This is a genomic window from Pseudomonas sp. R1-15, assembly GCF_051132085.1.
In the GTDB taxonomy this organism is placed as follows: domain Bacteria; phylum Pseudomonadota; class Gammaproteobacteria; order Pseudomonadales; family Pseudomonadaceae; genus Aquipseudomonas.
On sequence record NZ_CP071660.1, the window covers coordinates 4145965 to 4163846 of the forward strand.

Consider the following 17882-nt stretch of genomic DNA (forward strand, 5'->3'; position numbering starts at 1 on the left):
TCAGAAACCCATGCTCAGGTGTTCGGCGATCGGCCCCAGGGCCAGGGTCGGCAAGAATGTCAGGCCACCCACCAGGAGGATGGTCACGGTCAGCAGGGTCACGAACAGCGGGCCGTGGGTCGGGAAGCTGTTTTGGCCGATCGGTGCGGTTTTCTTCAGCGCCAGGCTGCCGGCCAACGCCAGCACCGGCAGGATGTAGCCGAAACGGCCAATCAACATGCCCAGGCCCAGCATCAGGTTATGGAACGGCGTGTTGGCGCCGAAACCGGCAAACGCAGAACCGTTATTCGCCCCCGCCGAGGTGTAGGCGTAGAGCAACTGACTGAAGCCATGAGCGCCAGGATTGCTCACCGCCGCGGCGGGCCCGGGCAGGCTTGCGGCAATCGCGCCGAGCACCAGCACACTCACCGGCATCACCAGCAGCGTCACCACCAGCAACTGCACTTCCCGGGCGCCGAGTTTCTTGCCCAGGTATTCCGGCGTACGACCGATCATCAACCCGGCCAGGAACACCGCGATCAATACGTTGAGCAGCATCCCGTAGAGCCCGGCGCCAACACCGCCGAAAATCACTTCGCCCAGCATCATGTTCACCAGCGCGACCATGCCACTCAGCGGGTTGAGGCTGTCGTGCATCGCATTGACCGAGCCGTTGGACGCCGCCGTGGTGGTCACCGACCAGAGCACCGTGGCCGTGGTGCCGAAACGTGACTCCTTGCCTTCCAGCGGCGCGGCCTGTTCAACGGCCGCGTTATCAAGGGCCGGGTTGGGTTGGAATTCCGCCCACAGCGACGTCGCGCCGCCGATCAGGAACAGCGCCAGCATGCAGGCAATGATCGCCCGGCTCTGGCGCAGGTCCTTGACGTAATGGCCGAAGGTGAACACCAGTGCCGCCGGGATCAGGATGATCGATGCGACTTCAAACAGATTGCTCCAGGCCGTCGGGTTCTCGAACGGGTGCGCCGAGTTGACACCGAAAAAACCACCGCCGTTGGTGCCCAGTTGCTTGATCGCAATCTGGCTGGCGGCCGGGCCCAATGGAATCACCTGGTCGATGCCCTGCATCGTCACCCCGTGCACATACTGCGCGAAGGTTTGCGGCACGCCCTGCCACACCAGAAACAGCGCCAGCAGCAGGCACAGCGGCAACAGTCCATAGAGGGTGGCACGGGTCATGTCGACCCAGAAATTGCCCAGCGTCGTCGCGGACTTGCGCCCGATCCCACGACACAGCGCCACCAGCACGGCCAGGCCGGTGGCGGCGCTGACGAAGTTCTGCACCGTCAGCCCGACCATCTGGCTCAAATAACTGAGGGACGCCTCGCCGCTGTAGGACTGCCAGTTGGTGTTGGTCACGAAGCTGACCGCCGTATTGAAGGCCTGGGTCCACTCCATGCCGGGCAGGTTTTCAGTGTTGAGTGGCAAATGCCCCTGCAATAACAGGATCGCAAACAACAGCACAAACCCCGCCAGATTGAACGCGAGCAAGGCCAGCGTGTACTTCTGCCAATTCTGCTCGGCAGTCGGATCAACGCCGGCCACCTTGTAGCAACCGCGCTCCATCGGCCCAAGAATCGGCGACAGCCAGGTACGCTGGCCCTCCATCACCCGGTAGTAAAACCGTCCCAGAAACGGTGCCGGAATCAGCACCAGAGCAAAAAAGCCGAGGATCAGCCCGAAGTCATAACCGTGCATAACCGCTCCTAGTTCCGATCCGCGCGCAACAGCGCAACCAGCAGATAAATGAACAGCGCCACTGCCAGCAGCAATGACACCCCGTCCAGAACACTCATGGGATTTCTCCGTGGTACGGCGTCATGCCGTGTGTGGGGGGGATTGTCGGCAGGGAGGGTGTAAAGGCGCGAGATCGAGGCAGGGGGTGGGGGATAAAGAATCTGTAAAAAATGGGTAATCGGGGTGGACTCGCAAGCCCGCCTCCGACGGCGTCAGTTATTTTCCCATCGACTAGGCTCTACAAATCCCGAATCGGGCCGACACTTCTATTGCGCTACCCGACTCATGCCGACAAGCTACGGTTCATGCGTCATCGACTTACTGGGAAAAGGCTGGACTCATATGCGTATCCTCATCACCGGCGGTGCCGGTTTCATAGGCTCTGCCCTGATTCGCGAGCTGATCGAGCACTCTGATCATGAAGCCCTCAACCTGGACAAACTGACTTACGCTGGTAACCTCGAATCGCTTGTCAGCGTTGCCAGCAACAGTCGCTACGAATTCGTGCAGGCCGATATCGTTGACCAGGCGACCGTCAGCGCGGTCCTGGCGCGTTTCCAACCCCAAGCGATCATGCATCTCGCCGCGGAATCCCATGTCGACCGATCCATTGACGGGCCATCGGACTTCATCCAGACCAACATCGTCGGCACCTACAGCCTGCTCGAGGCCACCCGCGCCTATTGGCAAACCCTTGCCGAGCCGGAGAAAAGTGCCTTTCGTTTCCATCACATCTCGACCGACGAGGTCTATGGCGACCTGCACGGCGTTGACGATCTGTTCACGGAAACCACTCCCTACGCCCCAAGCTCGCCCTACTCCGCCAGCAAGGCAGCCTCCGATCATCTGGTCCGCGCCTGGCATCGCACCTATGGCCTTCCGGTGCTGCTGACCAACTGTTCAAACAACTATGGGCCGTTCCACTTCCCGGAGAAGCTCATTCCTCTTGTCATCCTCAACGCCTTGGCTGGCAAGCCTCTGCCGGTATATGGCAACGGCCTGCAGGTGCGTGACTGGCTATTTGTCGAGGATCACGCTCGGGCGTTACTCAAAGTGGTCACCACGGGCAAGGTCGGCGAAACCTACAACATTGGCGGGCACAACGAGCAAAAGAACATCGACGTGGTTCGGGGCATCTGCCAGTTGCTGGAAGAGCTCGCACCGCAAAAGCCTGAGGGCATCGCCCACTTTGCCGACCTGATCACCTTCGTTCAGGACCGTCCGGGTCACGATCAGCGATACGCCATCGACGCCGGGAAAATCGAGCAGGAACTGGGCTGGGTACCGCAAGAAACATTCGAGTCAGGCCTGCGGAAAACGGTCAAATGGTATTTGGAGAACCTCGAATGGTGCCGTCGCGTTCAAGACGGCAGTTATCAAGGCGAACGCCTTGGATTCACCAATAAAAAGGAGCTGCTCGCATAATGAAAGGCATTGTATTGGCGGGTGGCTCGGGCACGCGTTTGCATCCCATCACTCTTGGCGTATCGAAACAGCTGTTGCCGGTTTATGACAAACCGATGATCTATTACCCGATATCGGTATTGATGTTGGCTGGCATCAGGGAAATATTGGTTATTTCCACTCCTCAGGATTTGCCGCAATACCGGAATCTACTGCAGGACGGCAGTCAGTTCGGGGTCAGGTTCAGCTATGCGATCCAACCGTCACCGGATGGCCTGGCCCAGGCCTTTCTGATTGGCGAAGAGTTCATCGGCACGGATCCGGTGTGCCTGATTCTTGGCGACAATATCTTCCATGGGGCGTACTTCGGCGCACAGCTGCAACGGGCAGCCGAACGTCCCTCTGGCGCGACAGTGTTCGGTTATTGGGTAAAAGACCCGGAGCGCTTCGGAGTGATCGATTTCGACAGCAATGGCTGTGCCTTGTCGATTGAGGAAAAACCTCAGAAGCCAAAGTCCAACTACGCGGTTACCGGCTTGTATTTCTACGACAACGACGTGATCGACATTGCCAAGGCAGTCAAGCCCTCGCCACGTGGTGAGCTGGAAATCACTGACATCAATAATGCCTATCTTCAGCGTGGTGATTTGCAAGTAGAGCGCTTCGGTCGCGGTTTCGCCTGGCTCGACACCGGGACTCATGACAGCCTCCTTGATGCCTCGCAATACGTGCAGACCATCGAACATCGCCAGGGACTGAAAGTGGCCTGTCTCGAAGAGATCGCTTATCACAATGGCTGGATCAGCCGCGAACAGCTGCTTGAGCGCGCCCGTTATTTCGGCAAGATCGGCTACGGTCAATACCTCGCCCAAGTAGCGGGAGAGGAGATCAACTCCGTCGGGCTGCGGCCATGAGAGTGCTTATCTGCGGCCAACATGGCCAGGTATCCCGTGAGCTGCAGCGGCGGCTGCGCAACGTCGGGGAATTGATCGTCTTGGGGCGCGACCAACTCGACCTGGCACAGCCGCAGTTGATCCGCCAAACGGTCCGAAACCTCCATCCGGACCTGATCATCAACGCTGCCGGACACACAGGCGTCGACCAGGCGGAAAGCGAGCCAGAGGCAGCCTTCGCTCTTAATGCCGTAGCGCCCGGCGTCTTGGCAGAGGAAGCGTTTGCGCTCGATATACCGCTGATTCACTACTCCACTGACTATGTATTTGACGGCAATAAAACCGAGCCTTACAACGAAGATGACGCACCCAATCCGCTCGGCGTTTACGGCAAGAGCAAACTGGCAGGTGAGCAAGCCGTTTCTGTGGTCAACGGTAAGCACCTGATTCTTCGAACCAGCTGGGTATATTCGTCCTATGGACGCAATTTTCTACTGACCATGCAGCGGCTTCTTCAGGAAAAATCCGAGTTGCGAGTCGTGGATGACCAGATAGGTGCCCCAACGTGGACGGGCTCAATCGCTGCCAGCACCCTGGCGCTCATCGAAGGGTGGCAACGCGGAACAGCGAAATGGGGGACCTATCACCTGACCGCTCAAGGCCAGGTATCCTGGTTCGGGTTCGCCCAGGCTATCGGCGATACGTTGCAACGACAGGGCAAACCTTGCGCAACTTTGCTGCCTATTTCCTCCAGTGAGTATCCAGCGGCAGCGGTACGTCCGCTTAATTCAAGACTTGATTGCAGCCGGTTGGAGCGTGATTGGGCAATCAGCCAGCCCCACTGGAAAGCGGCGCTGCTTGAATGCCTTGATGACCAGACCGAGCTTTTCTCGAAGGGCGCCCGTTTGTAAGAGCCAGTGGTGCCACAAGTCTGCACGAGATAACGGCAAGCCGTGGCTCCAGGGCGCTGAACTGGGGCACCGAATACCACAATTCGGTGTGGAACATCCCCGATACGACCTGATTCGACCCATTACGACCGCGACTGCCTTACTGGCACGCCCACTGCACTGCCCTCTCCCCAGCGCTTTTGCTATTTATCGAGGGGAGCCACCGATGAACACACAACTCAAACCCACCCTGGGCACCCTGCACTTATGGGGCATCGCCGTTGGCCTGGTGATTTCCGGTGAGTATTTCGGCTGGAGTTACGGCTGGGGAGTCGCCGGAACGCTGGGCTTTCTGGTGACGTCGTTCATGGTCGCGGCCATGTACACCTGCTTCATCTTCAGCTTTACCGAACTGACCACCGCCATTCCCCACGCTGGCGGCCCGTTCGCCTACAGCCGTCGAGCCTTTGGCGAAAAAGGCGGCTTGATCGCCGGCCTGGCAACCCTGATCGAATTTGTCTTCGCACCACCGGCCATTGCCTTGGCCATCGGCGCCTACCTGAATGTGCAATTCCCGGCGCTCGACCCGAAACACGCTGCCGTCGGCGCCTACATCGTGTTCATGGGCCTGAACATCCTCGGAGTGAAACTGGCCGCGACCTTCGAGCTGATCGTCTGCGTGCTTGCCGTCGCCGAGTTGCTGGTCTTCATGGGCGTGGTCGCACCCGCGTTCAGTTTCAGCAGCTTTGCCCTGAACGGCTGGGCCGGTTCCGACGTGTTCGGTGCACCGGCCATTGCCGGAATGTTCGCCGCCATTCCCTTCGCGATCTGGTTCTTCCTCGCCATCGAAGGCGCGGCCATGGCCGCTGAAGAAGCCAAGGATCCGAAACGCACGATCCCCAAGGCCTACATCAGCGGCATCCTGACGTTGGTGTTCCTGGCCATGGGCGTGATGTTCTTCGCCGGTGGCGTCGGTGACTGGCGCACCCTGTCAAACATCAACGATCCCCTGCCGCAAGCCATGAAAACCGTGGTCGGTGAAAGCTCCGGCTGGTTGCACATGCTGGTGTGGATCGGCCTGTTCGGCCTGGTAGCCAGCTTCCACGGCATCATCCTCGGCTACTCACGCCAGTTTTTCGCCCTGGCCCGCGCCGGCTACCTCCCCTCTTCCCTGGCCAAACTGTCACGCTTCCAGACCCCGCACCGGGCCATCATCGCCGGCGGCCTGATCGGCATCGCGGCAATCTACAGCGACGGCCTGATCAACCTCGGCGGTATGACCCTGACCGCGGCGATGATTACCATGGCCGTGTTCGGCGCGATCGTCATGTACATCATGAGCATGCTCAGCCTGTTCAAACTGCGCAAAACCGAACCGAATCTCGAACGCACGTTCCGCGCTCCCGGCTATCCGATCGTACCGGGGATCGCCCTGGCACTGGCGATGGTGTGCCTGGTGGCGATGGCCTGGTTCAACACGCTGATCGGGCTGATCTTCCTGGGGTTCATGGCGGTGGGTTTCGTGTATTTCGTGATGACTGCCCAACTGCGCGCAGATGCGCCGGCCGATGCGATGTTGACCGGGCTATAAGGTGGACCCGGGATAACCGGCGTAGTATGGAACCACTGCGAACAGCCTTCGCTCATAAGTGGTAGCGGCAATGGCCAGCGAATACTCGCTTGGCCATTGCCCACTCAAGGAGAACCCTATGCCCTGGTATGCCTGGTTAATCCTGATCGTCGCCATCGGCTCGATCGTTGGCGGCCTGATGATGCTGCGCGACACCGCCAACAAAGTGGAACTGACGGATGAGCAACGTAAACGTGTTGCCGAGCGTAATGCGGAAATGGATGCGAAAGAAGCCAAGGATCGCTGATTCACACCGCTTTCGTGGCGAGGGAGCTTGCTCCCGCTGGGGCGCGAAGCGGCCCAAAAAACCTGCTGGCAAGGCGCGTGAGGCTAATCGAGTTCCGGGCCTTCGGGGCCGCTGCGCAGCCCAGCGGGAGCAAGCTCCCTCGCCACAGAGGCAGCCGCAGTTACTTCTCCCAATCCGCCTTGGCAATATGCAACCCATGCAGCCCCTTGTAAGCCGCCCGCTCCGGCTGACTCCAGCCCTGCAGCAACGACTCCTCCAACCGATAGATTTCCACCCCCAGCGGACGACAAACGCTTAAAGGATCCTGGGCATCCGGCCCCCACATCGCCAACGACAGGTCGCCTCCAGGACAGGTCGATAACGCGCACAACAAATCAATCTCAGCGAAAAACTCCAGGTAATCGCCCTTCTGCGCCGGACAGGCCTTCATGAAATACATGTCGTCATGATTCAGCCCGGTGCATTGGAAAATATTCAACACATCGTGCACATCGAACTCGGTCAAACCATGAGGCAACACCGCCCGGGTCAGATTCGAGTGACAATGGTGGTGGAAATCCTCACCGGTCAGCATCTTGTTCACGTAAGGATCACACCGAGTCCCCAGCAAGTCGTGCAAACGCCCGCCATGCTCGTCAATGCCGTAGCCGGCCAGGCTGTCATCCGTGATCGTCACCAGAGGACGTAGAAACGGCAGGTTTGACCATAACCGATCGTGAGTGCTGACATGAGCGCCCTGAAGTTGCCGAGTACGCGCAGCCCACAGGCGCTCCCGCGGATCATGGGCATTCCAGACGTTGAAGTCCCCCACTTGCGGCCCCACCGGCGTGGTGACACGAAACACATGCCCGGCTGGCACATGCCAAGCGCGACCGGTACGGATCGGCACCTCGAACTGCTCGATCAGCGTGCGCTTGCCCTGCTCGGCGCGGATGCGGTCGTAGAAGGGTTTGTCTACTTGCAAAGCTGAGCCTTTGCTGGGTTGGTAGGCGGCTGGGTAGTTTTTGTGCATGTCATCTCCCAATCAGTGGTGTGTGGCGAAAAGCGTCAGCACCTGAATCAAAGCCTTTGTGCTAGTGTATCGCCATAGGCAGGGTTCTTTCATAAACACCGTAACACTTGTATCGACCATTTAAGCTAACATCCCTCCTATTAAGTGGCTTTTATAAGAAGCCGCTTAAACTAAGTTTTTGTGCTAAGAAGCCTCCATTGCCCCTGCTCGAAATCTAAATGCCAGAAACAACAAAGGCAAGTACGCTATTAACAAGCCGATAACTCCTTCCAGCTTTTCATCCACTACCAGAAATGCAATCGGCAGCAACCAACAAACGTTAAGTATTCCCGTTGCCAATGTCACAGGCAGATGACGCCCATAGTACCGTGAAGCGGATTGATAGGCATGACTCCGATGAGCTTCGTAGATTTTCTCCCCGCGCAGAAAACGACGAACCAGCGTCAGGGTTGCATCTACAATGAATACGCCGAGCAGGATTAGCCACGCGAAGAAAAAATCGGACGATATCCATGCGGCCTGTAGTACAAAAATTCCGAATATAATTCCTAAAAAGCCACTTCCCGCATCCCCCATGAATATTCTAGCGGGTGGATAGTTCCAGTATAAAAATCCCAAGACAGAACAGGCAAGCAACAGCGGTCCATATATTTGGGTTTCCTCTCCCTTTACCCAATATAGGAAAGCGGCGCTAGCGCAAACAGATACCGCCTCGATAGCCGCGATACCATCAATCCCATCCATGAAATTATAAAGATTTAGCATGTAGACCAAAAATATCGCTGATAGGAGATAACCGAAAGCCCCTAATTCAATTACCCAATTAAAAAAAGAAAGAGGGGCAAGACCATCGACCCAATACAAAACCCAGATGGACGCAAGAAAATGGCCTAAAAGTCGCCATCGCACAGCAATATGAACATGATCATCCCAAAAACCATTGATAGCTACAAATACCCCAGCGCCAAGTAGCGCAGCAAGTTGAGCCGCCGGAAGCATATTAAAATAAAACAAGGTTAAACTAGCAGCGGAAAAGCTAAAGACAATGGCAACACCTCCCCCTCTGGGAGTTGGAGCCGTATGAGAGCTACGTAAGTTTGGTAAATCGATGACACCGTGGGCTAATGCATACCGACTGAGGAGCCACGTCAGCACGAAAGAAAAAAAAGCGATAAATGGGAACATTAACCAAAGCACTAAAAACTCCTCGATGCTGCTCCGATCAAACTCTAATAGTAATAGTAGAGTTTTTTTGCTGTTGCGGGGCACGATGCGCTCATGGAACGGCGTCTTATCACCTACCGTTCATCAGAGCTCTATAATATACAACGCCTTTTTTCTTAACTTTAGGCTAAGTGTGCAAAAGGCCGGTCACATCACCGGCCTCTTTCACCGCATCAGATCAATTGGCTTCCAGCCTGTCACGGTTCCTGTCGAGAATTGCCTTTCCGATCCCCTTAACCTCCAGTAATTCCTCTACCGTAGAGAAAGGCCCATTACCCTCCCTATACGCAACAATCGCCTCAGCTTTACTCTTGCCGATCCCTGCCAACTCGCGTTGCAGCGTAGCAGCATCCGCCCCGTTCAAGTCCACCTTGGTGCTTTGCGTTTGGGCCGGCTGTTCAACAGCCTGTGGTGCAGCCGCTGCGCCAGGCTCGACCGCTGGCGCCGCGACAGCAGCAATCGAGGCGCCGGTGAGCAAAGCGAAAATCAGAGAGTAGAAATAGCCTGTACGCATTAGTGACGCTCCATGACATCGTTAAGAGAGAAGCAGCTTTTCCGAAGCTGCTTCTCAACCTTAGGTGACGTGGACGGGTTGTCAAAAATCAGAATGTTACAGGAAGCGTAATACCGATCATGATAATAAGGCTGATTAGCTTCCGCACGACTGGTATTAGAATAAACTTTATCCACCCGTCTCGGTTTAACATTCAGCAGGAGGGGTCAGACAGGGATGCCTGATCACATTTTGCTGAAATTGACACAACAATAGCCCATTTCCCCCGTCTGCTGCGCCTGCCGAAATTCGTTTGGCACCCATTCGCAACGTGTGATCAGCCCCGGACTGTTCAACCCTTTGAGAAATGGGAGCAGCCTGCCATTTGTCAGGTCACCACCGTATCCAAACTCGGTCACGTACAGCACATGGATCGGTTTTTTATCCTGTACGAAAGCAAAATAAGTCATGTGATCCACCACGACGCTCTCGGTGGACTTCGCGGGTATTTCGCACGCTGCTCCCAGCTTCCTGATTGAGTTCAAGTGAGATTGAACCCCAAACACCGGTATAGATAATGGCTGTCCGGGCAAACTGGACTGAGCAGAAGAGGTATTACGCATAATGCTGGGGGTCACAAGCGCCAGTGATGTCATCATCGATGCTATCGAAAGCAACAGCAACAACGAATAGGCGACCAGCGTAGGGGGGTTATTTTTCTTAACTCCACGCTGGGATTGCATCAGAAGCGCGGTAATGATGATGGTTACCGGAACAAACTGAGAGCCAGCATAAAAATTCTGAATATTGTAAAAAAAAGCGTTACCGACATTCGCTCCGACCAATAACAAGGCTAGCAGGACAGTTCCAGTCACTTGGCGGCGAATCAACTGCAACAGAAATATTGAAACAGCCAAAAAATGGAGACTCACCACGAATACAAGCAAGAAATAATAAATGGCCCAATTGAGGTATGGCAACGCTGCAAAACTACCGGACAACGGAGGCAGCCAGCCCGATTGATAAGCCTCGTTAAATGTAAGGTGCGTCAGTAGCCGTTCAGGAAAACTTACCAAATTGTTGAACGCAGCGCTGACAAACTCATTAGGTGCGGAAAAAAGCGTCCCTGGCAACAACGTATTAGCGCCAAGCATTAACTTTATGCTCGGCGCATCCTGGCAATTTCCCAGCGCATTGAAATAAAGGAACACTTGAACACATGACCCCAAGACGAATAGGATCAAGCCATAGCGAATCACTTTATGGTAGGACGCTGTGGCCAACCAGGCCGCCACCAGTGCGAATGGAGTATAGAACATGCTTTTTGGGTGAGCGTAGAATAGAAAAGATAACAGCAGTGCCACCCCAGCAGCTACGCTCACCTGGCCCCTCGCGGATTTTGGCTTGCTCGAGAAAAGCGCCGTGAGGCAAAGCATCAGTATCGCCAATATCAACAACTGCTCCGGACGCGACAAGACCCAAAGAAAGGGCAAAATACCTAATGATCCTACTGCGACAAAACCGGCAAAACGTTGTAGAGCCACGCCCGAATCCCGCGTCTGAGCCCAACACCAATAAGCGAGCAAGACAAACCAGATCAACGATAAAACGATACCGCTCACTCTCAAGCCCAAAGGCCCCAAATGAGCATATAAGGCGGATAGCAACATACCGATCGGATAGAATATCCAGGAAACTGCTCGTCCTGTGGTGGCTGTGCACTGCGGAAAAAGAGTTACTGCATCTCCGCTCTCCAGAAAGAGCCGGGCAATCCTAAACTTCGTCACCACCTCATCGGAGTAAATCGGAAGAAACACGCCACTCAAGAGCAACCCGAAGAACAAAACCAAGACAATTACAGGTATTTTTTTTATTACCACATCTCTCATCACATTACATCCAATCGAATCAAAAATGACCACCACTTTTTGTAACGGCTCTCTATTCGCCACTCATAATAACTCACTCCTAGCATCCAACCTACGCTGTAACCACAATGACCTGTCGGCACGTCATATTTCACCAGGCAATGCAAAGCGCCTAAGAAAATCGAAAAAAATTCAGATTGCTTGGGAACGTATATCAATCTTACCAATGGCGGATTCCAGCTTCCCGGAAGGCGCGATGAGTGCTGGTGCACGGAAAATGGCCGCGTCCGCTCTTGCGAAACGCAACGAAACGCGGTCCATCAGGCCATGCCAAAGGCGTTCAACCACGGATAGGCATAAAGGGCACGTGCGTGTCAGCCATAACTGCTAGCCGCCGTGACACCGTCCCCACCTTAGCTTAAAATTCGACCCTTTAGGCGGGGCAACCTGTCAGCATGCTTCGCCCGGTGTGTAGCGTACATCTGTTGAAGAACCAGGCAGGACGCTTCAGCAGCAAGCGCCAGCGTACATACCAATGGTCAGGATGAGGCTCAAGGTGATCGACAGAACCGTTTCAGTTAGCTTGGTTGTACCCGTTTATAGAAGCGCAAGCACGCTCCCGGAATTCTACGCGCGTGCACGGACGGTCCTGGATCAACTCTGCGATGACTGGGAAATTGTTCTGGTTGATGATGCGAGCCCTGATCAGACGTGGTTTGCTGCTCTGGCACTTCATGAACAAGACCCCAGGGTCAAAGCTGTTCGCTTCGCGAAGAACAAGGGGCAACAACACGCAACACTTTGCGGCATCAGCTATGCCTGCAAACGCTATGTCGTCACAATCGACGATGACCTGCAATGCTTCCCCGAGGACCTGCCTCTGTTCATCGAACAGCTCCAAGCCGGCAAGCATGTCGTCATCGGAAAAATTCCAATGACTGAAAAACGACACAGCGCCTGGCGCAATCTGGCGTCTTCCCTCAACCAGAAACTGGTCAGTAAAATCATGGGCAAACCGACCGGTTTTGGCCTATCCAGTTATAGGGCCATGAGTCAACTGGTGGCAAAACAGCTCGCCAAATATCAGGGCTCTCATCCGCACATCGCCGCGATGCTGTTTAATTCAGTGCCAGTCAGCATGATGGCGAATGTGACAATCCGCCATGCGTCACGAGCCGATGGCGGGCCCAGCACTTATACCTTGGGCAAGATGTTCAAGACGCTTTCGTTCCTGGTTATCAATTACTCGCTCCTGCCGCTACGCTACGTAGTGATCTGGGGTTTCATGGTCAGCGCGTCGAGCATTCTGTTTGCCGTTTTCATTCTGCTGCGCACCCTTCTGACCGACCATATTGTGCCCGGCTGGGCTTCCCTCGCGATCCTGGTATCGTTCCTGGCTGGCAATATCCTTCTGGCACTGGGAGTCCAGGGAGAGTATCTCGGCAGACTGGTCGAGAATGCCACCCATCTTAGTCAGTTCCCCATCATCGAAGAACATATAGAGTAAACAATGACATCCGCCTACCGCGTCGTGGATTTTTTCCCTGCCGAACACATCTTAAACAGTGGAGTCTTCGAACACCTCGACGAAACGGACGCTCGCACACCGGGAGCATTGGTGTATTGTCAGAACATTTATTATTTGCACAAAGCATTGGCCACGCCAAATGTCGCATGTATTCTCTGCCCGGAAAATTTAAAGAACGAAGTATTAGCGACAGAAAAGACAGTTGTATTCTGTGCCAACCCCCGCGCTGCGTTTTTTCAACTTTACAATCGCCTCGGTAACGAGACTACTCGCGCCGGAGCAAACGCACCGAGCATTGGCCAAAACTGCGTAATTCACCCGAGCGCTGTTATTTCGCCATTAGCCAAATTGGGCAACAATATCGAGATTTCGGCAAACGTGGTCATTGAGGGCCCTGTAGAGATTGGAGATAACGTCTACATCGGCTCGAACGCGGTGATAGGCGCTGAAGGTCTCATCACACTACGCAACGACGACGGCACGCTGTTAACGGTGAAACATCAAGGTGGCGTACGCATTGGATCAGGCTGCCAGATACTCGCTGGCGCAGTGATTGCGCGGTCTTTGTTTCAGCAACCCACGACCGTCAGTAATAATTGTCAAATTGGTATCATGACGAACATCGGTCATGGTGCTGCGATTGGCGAAAATTGCGTGGTTTCTGGCAATACTGTCGTTGCAGGACGGACTCGACTGGGAACAGGTGTATGGGTCGGAGCCTCCTGCTCCATTGCGCAGGGACTAGTGATCGGCGATGCAGTTGAGATAAAAATGGGGGCGGTTGTGATTGGCGATATCGCATCTGGGAGTGTCGTATCGGGCAACTTTGCGCTCAACCACAGGGCCAATATGACGGCACATATCAGGAAGCTGAAATGAAGCATTCTAATGCCCTTTCATTGGGATTTAAGGGCGAGCGCACCTACATACACGGTACGGATATGCTCAACGCCACGATGCAGTCCATTAACAGCCACATACCCTACGCACGGATCGAGAAGCTGGACTTCAAGATCAGTACAATGACCAATCAGATGCTCACTTGCCATTGGTGGCCAAAGTCCGCCCCTCAGACCCTGGAGGGAAAAACTACCGCATCCTTCACCGTTCAGATCGATGGCGTTGAGTATGAAGGTAAATTGATTCAAGCTGATGAATACGCTGAAACGCGACGCGCTTATGACGAGCTGCCGGTTCTGAACCAATGTGTTTACGCCTCTGCGGGTCGATCAGTTAGCCTGAGGGATATGCCAGAAAATTTCACCCAAATCGAGGTGCTTGTAGCCATGAACAAGGCCCTGCTCTTGAAAGAACTGAGCATACCTGGCAGCAGTCAGTGGGTGTTTTGTCGCTGGGAAAGCAGCGCATGGCCGCTGAGCGAAAATCTAAGCGGGGTTCAACTGACGCTTGAGCAAACGCTGGGCACCCGATTGACGCGCAGCAGCGTCAAGCTTAACGCGGAGCATATTGGCACGATATACTTCAGCGCCCTTGACGTCGAATAGTCTATCGACCAGCGCCTCATGCCGACCTCGCCCGCCATCATCAGGGCATTGGTCCCAGTGGACGTGTCGATCAGGTAAGATCAAATTCAACAAAGAGATATTAAACATGTCTGAGACAAAGGTAATAATCAGAGACATCATTTCCAAAGCTGAAGTTGGCGCTGATGCCTCGACGCTGCGTGACAACATCAACCTGACCGATCAAGGCATCGATTCCATGGACATATTTACCATTATGCTAGCTGTTCAGGATCACTATGGGATTCAGATCCCTGACCAAGATATCGAAAGTCTACGCACTATTGACGACTTGGCAGAGTATGTAGTTAAACTGCAACAATAACGGTCTGGCCATGTAAGGGAGCAAAAGACCGTCTACTCCCTTACACTGCGCTCAACCGTGACAGGGTCGACTCTACCTGTTTTCAATACCGCACAACGCACCCTGAACAGTTGAGCTCCGCATGCGTTTAATGTTTATCAAATTTTTTATCGCCCTATTGATTTCTTTGTTCCTGATAAAGACATTTAACCTAGACCTGGCGGCACTCACTGGCGAAATAAAGGCTTCGCACTACCTAGCGCTAGCTGTTGCCATTCCGCTCACTTTAAGCTCTTTTTTCTCTGTCAGCCGCTGGCAAGTCTTCTTGCGTCTCAACTCAATCAATGAGACGTTAACGAGCCTATGGAAAATAAGCCTGACTTCTCAGTTCCAAGGATTGATTTTTCCATCCTCGCAGGGGGGTGATGCTTTTCGAATGTTCCACATCGAACGCCGTCATCCCGATAAGCGAGGGAAGGCAGGCAGTACTGTAATAATAGAGCGAATGATTGGGTTACTGGTGTTATGTATTCTGACTCTCTCAGCTCTGCCGTTTTTGCCAGCATCAGGCAACTACGTCTTGCTCACCACCATTGTCGGCATCATCACTAGCTTAGCAGTCGGCGTTCAGCTCCTACTGACGAGCAAAAAAATCCACGCCCTTTACAGCAACCTTATTACTAAAAACTCAGTTATTGCTAGCGTGATGAGATACATAGAAAAACTCCACGCGAGCACCGCAAGCTTCCCTTACCGAAAGGCACTTTCATCGTCGTTGCCCTATATATTCTGTTATCAAATCTCGCTGATAATGGTTGTATATCTCGTTTTCCGTGCCTTTGGCTACGACATTCCCTTCGCTCAACATTTCGCCCTCTACCCTGTCATCGCTATCCTGACCATGGTCCCAATAACTATAGGTGGTTTCGGTGTTCGCGAAGGTTTTTTTGTATATTTTTATGGCCTGCTCGACGTGCCTGCTAATATAGCCGTCGGCGCCTCTATCGCAAATTACACCATTATGGTACTGATCCCTGCCGCCTTCGGCGGCGTTATCTACTTTTGGGACACCGTTCAAGAAAGTCGCCTGAAAAGGTAGATATCAATATTTAGGGCCCCATCAATGAATGCAGACCGCACCCCGTTTCCCAAATCCGCTTTTGAGACTCTAGCCAAGGCTGAGGCACGCCATTGGTGGTTTCGGGCTCGTAACCGATTGATCTTATGGGTAATAAAATCTCGCATTGGTAGTATCCATAATTTTTTGGAAATCGGTTGTGGCACCGGCTTTGTATTGGAAGGCATTCAACGGGAATATCCTAAGGCAATAGTGTCTGGTACCGAGTTCTATGATGAAGGCCTTACGCATGCACGCCGACGTCTGCCCAACGCAAATTTTGAGCAGCTGGACGCACGCCTCATGACCGATAGAGAGCGATTTGATGCAATAGGTGCCTTTGACGTCATCGAGCATATCGAAGAAGATGAATTGGTATTGACCAATCTGACTCGCGCTCTGCATAAAGATGGTCATTTGCTGTTGACCGTTCCCCAGCACAAGTGGCTTTGGTCCGCCGCTGATGAGCGTGCCTGCCATGTGCGCCGCTACTCACGCCGCGAGTTAATAGATAAAGTTGAACGCGCCGGCCTCCAGATTGAGTACATCACGTCTTTTGTCAGTCTACTTGTCCCGTTGATGTGGCTGGCACGGCAACGCCCGGGCCAGAAAGAAGCTGAGCGAAACAGCGAATTTAACATCTCTGACCGAACCAATCGCATCTTAGAATTTTTGATGAAATTGGAGCTTAACCTTTTAAAAGCAGGCGTTAGGCCCACCTTCGGCGGCTCACTCTTGCTGCTGGCTAAAAAAAGACAAACCGGAGGCACTCAGTGAGCGAAAATAAAATACCTTTCAATCGCCCTTACATGACGGGGAGGGAACTCGACTACATCGCAGAAGCCAAGCTCCTCAATAAACTTGCAGGTGATGGCCCCTTCACCCGACGTTGTCATCAATGGCTCGAAGAGCACAGCTGCAGCGAAAAGGTACTCCTGACCCACTCGTGCACAGCGGCCCTGGAAATGTCAGCTCTATTGCTCGACATTCAGCCCGGGGATGAAATCATCATGCCGTCTTATACATTCGTTTCCACTGCCAACGCCTTTGTATTACGGGGTGGAATACCCGTATTCGTTGACATCAGGCAAGACACCCTCAATTTGGACGAGAGACTGATTGAGGCTGCGATCACCTCTCGCACCAAGGCTATCGTTCCGGTTCACTACGCTGGCGTTGCATGCGAGATGGACACGATAATGGAGATTGCCCGCCGATACGGCCTCTACGTCGTCGAAGATGCTGCGCAAGGAGTCATGGCGTCGTATAAAGGAAGAGCTTTGGGGAGCATAGGTGACTTGGGTGCCTATAGCTTTCATGAGACCAAAAACGTGATTTCCGGGGAAGGCGGCGCGCTGTTAGTTAATGACTCGGCAATGTCATTGCGTGCCGAAATCATTCGAGAAAAAGGTACTGACCGAAGCCGATTCTTCAGAGGCGAAGTTGATAAATACACTTGGCAAGAGGTTGGTTCCTCTTACCTGCCAGGAGAACTGACCGCCGCGTTTCTTTGGGCACAGTTGGACGAGGCCGACTCAATTACACAAAAGCGCATCAGCATCTGGAACCGCTATCATCAGTCGCTCGAACAATTGGAAATGACAGGTGCGATACGTCGGCCGACTATCCCAACTAATTGCACGCATAACGCCCACATGTATTATGTTCTGCTAACCCCTGATGCCGACCGTCAACGGGTGCTGGATAAACTCAAGTTCGATAATGTTATTTCGGTATTCCATTACGTGCCATTGCACTCCTCACCGGCAGGGCTGCGTTATGGTCGTACACATGGGGAGATGGCGAATACAGATGTCCTGTCGGAACGATTGATTCGCTTACCGCTTTGGGTGGGGCTGACAGAAGAACAGCAGGCGAGCATTGTAGGCTCGCTAGCGCGCGCCGTTTCCTAAATACGGAACGGGCTATGCGATGCTGCCGGGAGGGCCCCCGCAAGGCGGCCGCAAAGGGTTGATCAAGAGACAAGCAACAACCCTAAGAGCGGCAATGTTATC

General features: G+C 53.9%; 18 protein-coding genes. 12 read left to right on the forward strand and 6 right to left on the reverse strand.

Translation table 11 applies throughout. The features are described from left to right. The gene (gene kdpA / locus J3P97_RS18700; protein ID WP_434672485.1) at positions 1-1695 is read right to left on the reverse strand and encodes a potassium-transporting ATPase subunit KdpA; all 1695 of its coding nucleotides are present in this window, start codon (positions 1693-1695) and stop codon (positions 1-3) included. Positions 1696-1703: 8 nt separating this feature from the next. After that, the gene (gene kdpF, locus J3P97_RS18705; RefSeq protein ID WP_003218754.1) at positions 1704-1793 is read right to left on the reverse strand and encodes a K(+)-transporting ATPase subunit F; all 90 of its coding nucleotides are present in this window, start codon (positions 1791-1793) and stop codon (positions 1704-1706) included. Positions 1794-2076: 283 nt separating this feature from the next. Between kdpF and rfbB the strand changes: the two genes are divergently transcribed. The 5 genes from rfbB to J3P97_RS18730 all read left to right on the forward strand — a co-directional run bounded on the left by rfbB (position 2077) and on the right by J3P97_RS18730 (position 6798). Beyond that, complete coding sequence (gene rfbB, locus J3P97_RS18710) at positions 2077-3159, forward strand: dTDP-glucose 4,6-dehydratase (RefSeq protein WP_434672486.1); 1083 nt, start codon at positions 2077-2079, stop codon at positions 3157-3159. Next, positions 3156-4052, forward strand: a complete 897-nt coding sequence (rfbA, locus tag J3P97_RS18715; RefSeq protein ID WP_434674572.1) for a glucose-1-phosphate thymidylyltransferase RfbA — start codon at positions 3156-3158, stop codon at positions 4050-4052. Before rfbB ends, rfbA begins: the two co-directional genes overlap by 4 nt. Then, positions 4049-4942 (forward strand): dTDP-4-dehydrorhamnose reductase, encoded by an 894-nt coding sequence (gene rfbD, locus J3P97_RS18720; RefSeq protein WP_434672487.1) that lies wholly within the window; start codon positions 4049-4051, stop codon positions 4940-4942. The genes rfbA and rfbD overlap by 4 nt, the downstream gene beginning before the upstream one ends. A gap of 205 nt (positions 4943-5147) precedes the next feature. Continuing rightward, positions 5148-6512 (forward strand): ethanolamine permease, encoded by a 1365-nt coding sequence (eat, locus tag J3P97_RS18725; protein ID WP_434572766.1) that lies wholly within the window; start codon positions 5148-5150, stop codon positions 6510-6512. A 118-nt stretch (positions 6513-6630) separates the two neighbouring features. Then, on the forward strand, positions 6631-6798 hold the full coding sequence (locus J3P97_RS18730; protein ID WP_003183831.1) for a DUF2897 family protein: 168 nt from the start codon (positions 6631-6633) through the stop codon (positions 6796-6798). Positions 6799-6958: 160 nt separating this feature from the next. Here the strand turns inward: J3P97_RS18730 and J3P97_RS18735 are convergent, their stop codons facing one another. The 4 genes from J3P97_RS18735 to J3P97_RS18750 all read right to left on the reverse strand — a co-directional run bounded on the left by J3P97_RS18735 (position 6959) and on the right by J3P97_RS18750 (position 11479). Further along, the gene (locus J3P97_RS18735) at positions 6959-7810 is read right to left on the reverse strand and encodes an urea carboxylase-associated family protein (protein ID WP_434672488.1); all 852 of its coding nucleotides are present in this window, start codon (positions 7808-7810) and stop codon (positions 6959-6961) included. A 183-nt stretch (positions 7811-7993) separates the two neighbouring features. Further along, positions 7994-8995: an MraY family glycosyltransferase gene (locus J3P97_RS18740; RefSeq protein ID WP_434674573.1), complete on the reverse strand. Its 1002-nt coding sequence runs from the start codon at positions 8993-8995 to the stop codon at positions 7994-7996. A 217-nt stretch (positions 8996-9212) separates the two neighbouring features. Continuing rightward, positions 9213-9548 (reverse strand): ComEA family DNA-binding protein, encoded by a 336-nt coding sequence (locus tag J3P97_RS18745; RefSeq protein ID WP_434672489.1) that lies wholly within the window; start codon positions 9546-9548, stop codon positions 9213-9215. A gap of 224 nt (positions 9549-9772) precedes the next feature. Further along, complete coding sequence (locus J3P97_RS18750; RefSeq protein ID WP_434672490.1) at positions 9773-11479, reverse strand: hypothetical protein; 1707 nt, start codon at positions 11477-11479, stop codon at positions 9773-9775. A 472-nt stretch (positions 11480-11951) separates the two neighbouring features. Here J3P97_RS18750 and J3P97_RS18755 point away from each other — a divergent pair, with 472 nt between their 5' ends. The 7 genes from J3P97_RS18755 to rffA all read left to right on the forward strand — a co-directional run bounded on the left by J3P97_RS18755 (position 11952) and on the right by rffA (position 17780). Beyond that, positions 11952-12902 (forward strand): glycosyltransferase family 2 protein, encoded by a 951-nt coding sequence (locus J3P97_RS18755; RefSeq protein WP_434572760.1) that lies wholly within the window; start codon positions 11952-11954, stop codon positions 12900-12902. Between the two features lie 3 nt (positions 12903-12905). Beyond that, positions 12906-13802: a DapH/DapD/GlmU-related protein gene (locus tag J3P97_RS18760; protein WP_434672491.1), complete on the forward strand. Its 897-nt coding sequence runs from the start codon at positions 12906-12908 to the stop codon at positions 13800-13802. Then, positions 13799-14428: a hypothetical protein gene (locus J3P97_RS18765; RefSeq protein ID WP_434672492.1), complete on the forward strand. Its 630-nt coding sequence runs from the start codon at positions 13799-13801 to the stop codon at positions 14426-14428. Before J3P97_RS18760 ends, J3P97_RS18765 begins: the two co-directional genes overlap by 4 nt. A 106-nt stretch (positions 14429-14534) precedes the next feature. Beyond that, positions 14535-14771, forward strand: a complete 237-nt coding sequence (locus J3P97_RS18770) for an acyl carrier protein (RefSeq protein ID WP_434672493.1) — start codon at positions 14535-14537, stop codon at positions 14769-14771. A gap of 121 nt (positions 14772-14892) precedes the next feature. Further along, on the forward strand, positions 14893-15849 hold the full coding sequence (locus tag J3P97_RS18775; protein WP_434672494.1) for a lysylphosphatidylglycerol synthase transmembrane domain-containing protein: 957 nt from the start codon (positions 14893-14895) through the stop codon (positions 15847-15849). 24 nt (positions 15850-15873) lie between these two features. After that, positions 15874-16644 (forward strand): class I SAM-dependent methyltransferase, encoded by a 771-nt coding sequence (locus J3P97_RS18780; protein WP_434572751.1) that lies wholly within the window; start codon positions 15874-15876, stop codon positions 16642-16644. After that, positions 16641-17780 carry a dTDP-4-amino-4,6-dideoxygalactose transaminase gene (gene rffA, locus J3P97_RS18785; RefSeq protein WP_434672495.1) on the forward strand — a complete coding sequence of 380 codons (1140 nt, stop codon included), beginning with the start codon at positions 16641-16643 and terminating at the stop codon, positions 17778-17780. Before J3P97_RS18780 ends, rffA begins: the two co-directional genes overlap by 4 nt. Positions 17781-17882: the final 102 nt, after the last annotated feature.

What these genes read in the sequence shown, in the direction of transcription:
- kdpA (WP_434672485.1), bottom strand. Translation starts at nt 1,695, where the DNA reads ATGCACGGTTATGACTTCGGGCTGATCCTCGGCTTTTTTGCTCTGGTG.
- kdpF (WP_003218754.1), bottom strand. Translation starts at nt 1,793, where the DNA reads ATGAGTGTTCTGGACGGGGTGTCATTGCTGCTGGCAGTGGCGCTGTTC.
- rfbB (WP_434672486.1), top strand. Translation starts at nt 2,077, where the DNA reads ATGCGTATCCTCATCACCGGCGGTGCCGGTTTCATAGGCTCTGCCCTG.
- rfbD (WP_434672487.1), top strand. Translation starts at nt 4,049, where the DNA reads ATGAGAGTGCTTATCTGCGGCCAACATGGCCAGGTATCCCGTGAGCTG.
- eat (WP_434572766.1), top strand. Translation starts at nt 5,148, where the DNA reads ATGAACACACAACTCAAACCCACCCTGGGCACCCTGCACTTATGGGGC.
- J3P97_RS18730 (WP_003183831.1), top strand. Translation starts at nt 6,631, where the DNA reads ATGCCCTGGTATGCCTGGTTAATCCTGATCGTCGCCATCGGCTCGATC.
- J3P97_RS18735 (WP_434672488.1), bottom strand. Translation starts at nt 7,810, where the DNA reads ATGCACAAAAACTACCCAGCCGCCTACCAACCCAGCAAAGGCTCAGCT.
- J3P97_RS18740 (WP_434674573.1), bottom strand. Translation starts at nt 8,995, where the DNA reads ATGTTCCCATTTATCGCTTTTTTTTCTTTCGTGCTGACGTGGCTCCTC.
- J3P97_RS18745 (WP_434672489.1), bottom strand. Translation starts at nt 9,548, where the DNA reads ATGCGTACAGGCTATTTCTACTCTCTGATTTTCGCTTTGCTCACCGGC.
- J3P97_RS18760 (WP_434672491.1), top strand. Translation starts at nt 12,906, where the DNA reads ATGACATCCGCCTACCGCGTCGTGGATTTTTTCCCTGCCGAACACATC.
- J3P97_RS18765 (WP_434672492.1), top strand. Translation starts at nt 13,799, where the DNA reads ATGAAGCATTCTAATGCCCTTTCATTGGGATTTAAGGGCGAGCGCACC.
- J3P97_RS18770 (WP_434672493.1), top strand. Translation starts at nt 14,535, where the DNA reads ATGTCTGAGACAAAGGTAATAATCAGAGACATCATTTCCAAAGCTGAA.
- J3P97_RS18775 (WP_434672494.1), top strand. Translation starts at nt 14,893, where the DNA reads ATGCGTTTAATGTTTATCAAATTTTTTATCGCCCTATTGATTTCTTTG.
- J3P97_RS18780 (WP_434572751.1), top strand. Translation starts at nt 15,874, where the DNA reads ATGAATGCAGACCGCACCCCGTTTCCCAAATCCGCTTTTGAGACTCTA.